Origin of the sequence: Shewanella colwelliana (assembly GCF_001735525.1) — a bacterium.
Lineage (GTDB): Bacteria > Pseudomonadota > Gammaproteobacteria > Enterobacterales > Shewanellaceae > Shewanella > Shewanella colwelliana.
Genome location: NZ_MCBT01000028.1, coordinates 1 through 4,821, shown reverse-complemented (window position 1 = coordinate 4,821; position 4,821 = coordinate 1). Strand labels below are relative to the sequence as shown.

Annotated in this window: 2 rRNA genes; both read right to left on the bottom strand. The window is 51.0% G+C overall.

Annotation, left to right across the window (positions count from 1 at the left end):
• Positions 1-18: 18 nt before the first annotated feature.
• Positions 19-2,912, bottom strand: a 23S ribosomal RNA gene (locus BEL05_RS10040).
• A 355-nt stretch (positions 2,913-3,267) separates the two neighbouring features.
• Positions 3,268-4,810: ribosomal RNA gene (locus BEL05_RS10035) — 16S ribosomal RNA — on the bottom strand.
• The 16S and 23S rRNA genes sit together here, the layout of an rRNA operon.
• Positions 4,811-4,821 lie beyond the last annotated feature (11 nt).

Here is a 4,821-nt window from a genome sequence, read left to right as displayed (position 1 = left end):
GAAACCCTTTTGGGTTGTATGGTTAAGCCTCACGGGTCATTAGTACAAGTTAGCTCAACGCCTCACAACGCTTACACACCTTGCCTATCAACGTAGTAGTCTCCTACGGCCCTTTAGAGGACTTAAAGTCCTAGGGATGACTCATCTTAGGGCTCGCTTCCCGCTTAGATGCTTTCAGCGGTTATCGATTCCGAACGTAGCTACCGGGCAATGCCATTGGCATGACAACCCGAACACCAGCGGTTCGTCCACTCCGGTCCTCTCGTACTAGGAGCAGCTCCCTTCAATCATCCAACGCCCACGGCAGATAGGGACCGAACTGTCTCACGACGTTCTGAACCCAGCTCGCGTACCACTTTAAATGGCGAACAGCCATACCCTTGGGACCGACTTCAGCCCCAGGATGTGATGAGCCGACATCGAGGTGCCAAACACCGCCGTCGATATGAACTCTTGGGCGGTATCAGCCTGTTATCCCCGGAGTACCTTTTATCCGTTGAGCGATGGCCCTTCCATTCAGAACCACCGGATCACTATGACCTGCTTTCGCACCTGCTCGACGTGTATGTCTCGCAGTTAAGCTGGCTTATGCCATTGCACTAACCGTACGATGTCCGACCGTACTTAGCCAACCTTCGTGCTCCTCCGTTACTCTTTGGGAGGAGACCGCCCCAGTCAAACTACCCACCAGGCACTGTCCTCAACCCCGATTCAGGGGCCAGAGTTAGAACATCAACACTACAAGGGTGGTATTTCAAGGTTGACTCCACAAGAACTGGCGTTCCTGCTTCAAAGTCTCCCACCTATCCTACACATGTAGGGTCAATGTTCAGTGCCAAGCTATAGTAAAGGTTCACGGGGTCTTTCCGTCTAGCCGCGGGTATACGGCATCTTCACCGCAATTTCAACTTCACTGAGTCTCGGCTGGAGACAGCGTGGCCATCATTACGCCATTCGTGCAGGTCGGAACTTACCCGACAAGGAATTTCGCTACCTTAGGACCGTTATAGTTACGGCCGCCGTTTACCGGGGCTTCGATCATGAGCTTCTCCGAAGATAACCCAATCAATTAACCTTCCGGCACCGGGCAGGCGTCACACCGTATACTTCCTCTTGCGAGTTTGCACAGTGCTGTGTTTTTGATAAACAGTTGCAGCCACCTGGTATCTGCGACTCCCGTCAGCTTAGAGAGCAAGTCTCATCACCAACAGGAGCGTACCTTCTCCCGAAGTTACGGTACCATTTTGCCTAGTTCCTTCAGCCGAGTTCTCTCAAGCGCCTTGGTATTCTCTACCCGACCACCTGTGTCGGTTTGGGGTACGATTCCTGCTAACCTGAAGCTTAGAAGATTTTCCTGGAAGCATGGCATCAACTACTTCAGTTCCGTAGAACCTCGTCATCAACTCTCAGTGTATGTGCACCCGGATTTGCCTAAGTGCACCACCTACAGCCTTAAACGCGGACAACCAACGCCGCGCTAGCCTAGCCTTCTCCGTCTCTCCATCGCAGTTAGCAGAAGTACAGAAATATTAATCTGTTTCCCATCGACTACGCCTTTCGGCCTCGCCTTAGGGGTCGACTCACCCTGCCCCGATTAACGTTGGACAGGAACCCTTGGTCTTTCGGCGAGGGGGTTTTTCACCCCCTTTATCGTTACTCATGTCAGCATTCGCACTTCTGATACCTCCAGCGTGGGTTACCCCTTCACCTTCAACGGCTTACAGAACGCTCCTCTACCGCACTAGCGCAAGCGCTAGTACCCATAGCTTCGGTGTATTGCTTAGCCCCGTTAAATCTTCCGCGCAGGCCGACTCGACTAGTGAGCTATTACGCTTTCTTTAAATGATGGCTGCTTCTAAGCCAACATCCTAGCTGTCTAAGCCTTCCCACATCGTTTCCCACTTAGCAATAACTTTGGGACCTTAGCTGATGGTCTGGGTTGTTTCCCTTTTCACGACGGACGTTAGCACCCGCCGTGTGTCTCCCGAGTAGTACTCATTGGTATTCGGAGTTTGCAAAGGGTTGGTAAGTCGGGATGACCCCCTAGCCTTAACAGTGCTCTACCCCCAATGGTATTCGCTCGAGGCGCTACCTAAATAGCTTTCGAGGAGAACCAGATATCTCCCGGTTTGATTGGCCTTTCACCCCCAGCCACAAGTCATCACCGCATTTTTCAACATACGTGTGTTCGGTCCTCCAGTTGATGTTACTCAACCTTCAACCTGCCCATGGCTAGATCACCGGGTTTCGGGTCTACACCTTGCAACTAAACGCGCAGTTAACACTCGGTTTCCCTACGGCTCCGCTATTCGCTTAACCTCGCTACAAAATGTAAGTCGCTGACCCATTATACAAAAGGTACGCAGTCACGGTCTCAAGAACCGCTCCCACTGCTTGTACGTATACGGTTTCAGGTTCTATTTCACTCCCCTCACAGGGGTTCTTTTCGCCTTTCCCTCACGGTACTGGTTCACTATCGGTCAGTCAGGAGTATTTAGCCTTGGAGGATGGTCCCCCCATGTTCAGACAAGATGTCACGTGTCCCGTCCTACTCGTTTTCACGTAAAGTTAGTTTTCATGTACGGGGCTATCACCCTGTGCCGCTGTGCTTTCCAACACATTCCACTAACACCCTCTACGCTTAAGGGCTAATCCCCGTTCGCTCGCCGCTACTAGGGGAATCTCGGTTGATTTCTTTTCCTCCGGGTACTTAGATGTTTCAGTTCCCCGGGTTCGCCTCACATACCTATGTATTCAGTATGTGATACTAGCTTATGCTAGTGGGTTTCCCCATTCGGACATCGTTAGCTCAAATGCTTGTTACTAGCTCGCCAACGCTTTTCGCAAGTTACTACGTCCTTCATCGCCTCTGACTGCCAAGGCATCCACCGTATACGCTTAGTCACTTAACCATACAACCCAAATGAGTTTCACAAGGAAACAAACTCTATCAAGCGGGTAAGCTTGATGTTGTATCGCAACTAATGGTGTTTACTTTCGCCAAAAGAATACTCATGAATCATCATCCTAATTAAAGGTAATGATTCGGCACTTGATTTAAGTGTTTGAGAACTCAATTTTAATTTTCGCGTCAATGCTACAAACCACAACAACTTACAAGTAAGTCATCACAGTCCCTTTCACATTAACACTATCAGCTTTCCAAATTTTTAAAGAACAAGCATCGCCGTTAAGACGTGCCACCTGCTCTAACAAGAACAAGTTATCTGTGTGAACACTCAACAAACATTAAGTTAGTCGTATAGGTAAGGAGGTGATCCAGCCCCAGGTTCCCCTAGGGCTACCTTGTTACGACTTCACCCCAGTCATGAACCACACCGTGGTAAACGCCCTCCCGAAGGTTAAGCTATCTACTTCTGGTGCAGCCCACTCCCATGGTGTGACGGGCGGTGTGTACAAGGCCCGGGAACGTATTCACCGTGGCATTCTGATCCACGATTACTAGCGATTCCGACTTCATGGAGTCGAGTTGCAGACTCCAATCCGGACTACGACAAGCTTTGTGAGATTAGCTCCACCTCGCGGCTTCGCAACCCTCTGTACTTGCCATTGTAGCACGTGTGTAGCCCTACTCGTAAGGGCCATGATGACTTGACGTCGTCCCCACCTTCCTCCGGTTTATCACCGGCAGTCTCCCTAAAGTTCCCACCATTACGTGCTGGCAAATAAGGATAAGGGTTGCGCTCGTTGCGGGACTTAACCCAACATTTCACAACACGAGCTGACGACAGCCATGCAGCACCTGTCTCAGAGTTCCCGAAGGCACTAAGCTATCTCTAGCGAATTCTCTGGATGTCAAGAGTAGGTAAGGTTCTTCGCGTTGCATCGAATTAAACCACATGCTCCACCGCTTGTGCGGGCCCCCGTCAATTCATTTGAGTTTTAACCTTGCGGCCGTACTCCCCAGGCGGTCTACTTAATGCGTTAGCTTGAGAACCCAGTGTTCAAGACACCAAATTCCGAGTAGACATCGTTTACGGCGTGGACTACCAGGGTATCTAATCCTGTTTGCTCCCCACGCTTTCGTACATGAGCGTCAGTCTTTGTCCAGGGGGCCGCCTTCGCCACCGGTATTCCTTCAGATCTCTACGCATTTCACCGCTACACCTGAAATTCTACCCCCCTCTACAAGACTCTAGTTTGCCAGTTCGAAATGCAGTTCCCAGGTTGAGCCCGGGGCTTTCACATCTCGCTTAACAAACCGCCTGCGTACGCTTTACGCCCAGTAATTCCGATTAACGCTTGGACCCCTCGTATTACCGCGGCTGCTGGCACGAAGTTAGCCGGTCCTTCTTCTGCGAGTAACGTCACACCTAAACGCTATTAACGCTTAAGCTTTCCTCCTCGCTGAAAGTGCTTTACAACCCGAAGGCCTTCTTCACACACGCGGCATGGCTGCATCAGGCTTGCGCCCATTGTGCAATATTCCCCACTGCTGCCTCCCGTAGGAGTCTGGGCCGTGTCTCAGTCCCAGTGTGGCTGATCATCCTCTCAGAACAGCTAGGGATCGTCGCCTTGGTGAGCCATTACCTCACCAACTAGCTAATCCCACCTAGGTACATCCAATCGCAGAAGGCCCGAAGGTCCCCTCTTTTCCCCCGTAGGGCGTATGCGGTATTAGCAGTCGTTTCCAACTGTTATCCCCCTCGACTGGGCAGTTCCCTAGGCATTACTCACCCGTCCGCCGCTCGTCAGCAAATTAGCAAGCTAATTCCTGTTACCGCTCGACTTGCATGTGTTAGGCCTGCCGCCAGCGTTCAATCTGAGCCATGATCAAACTCTTCAATTAAAGTTTTTTTG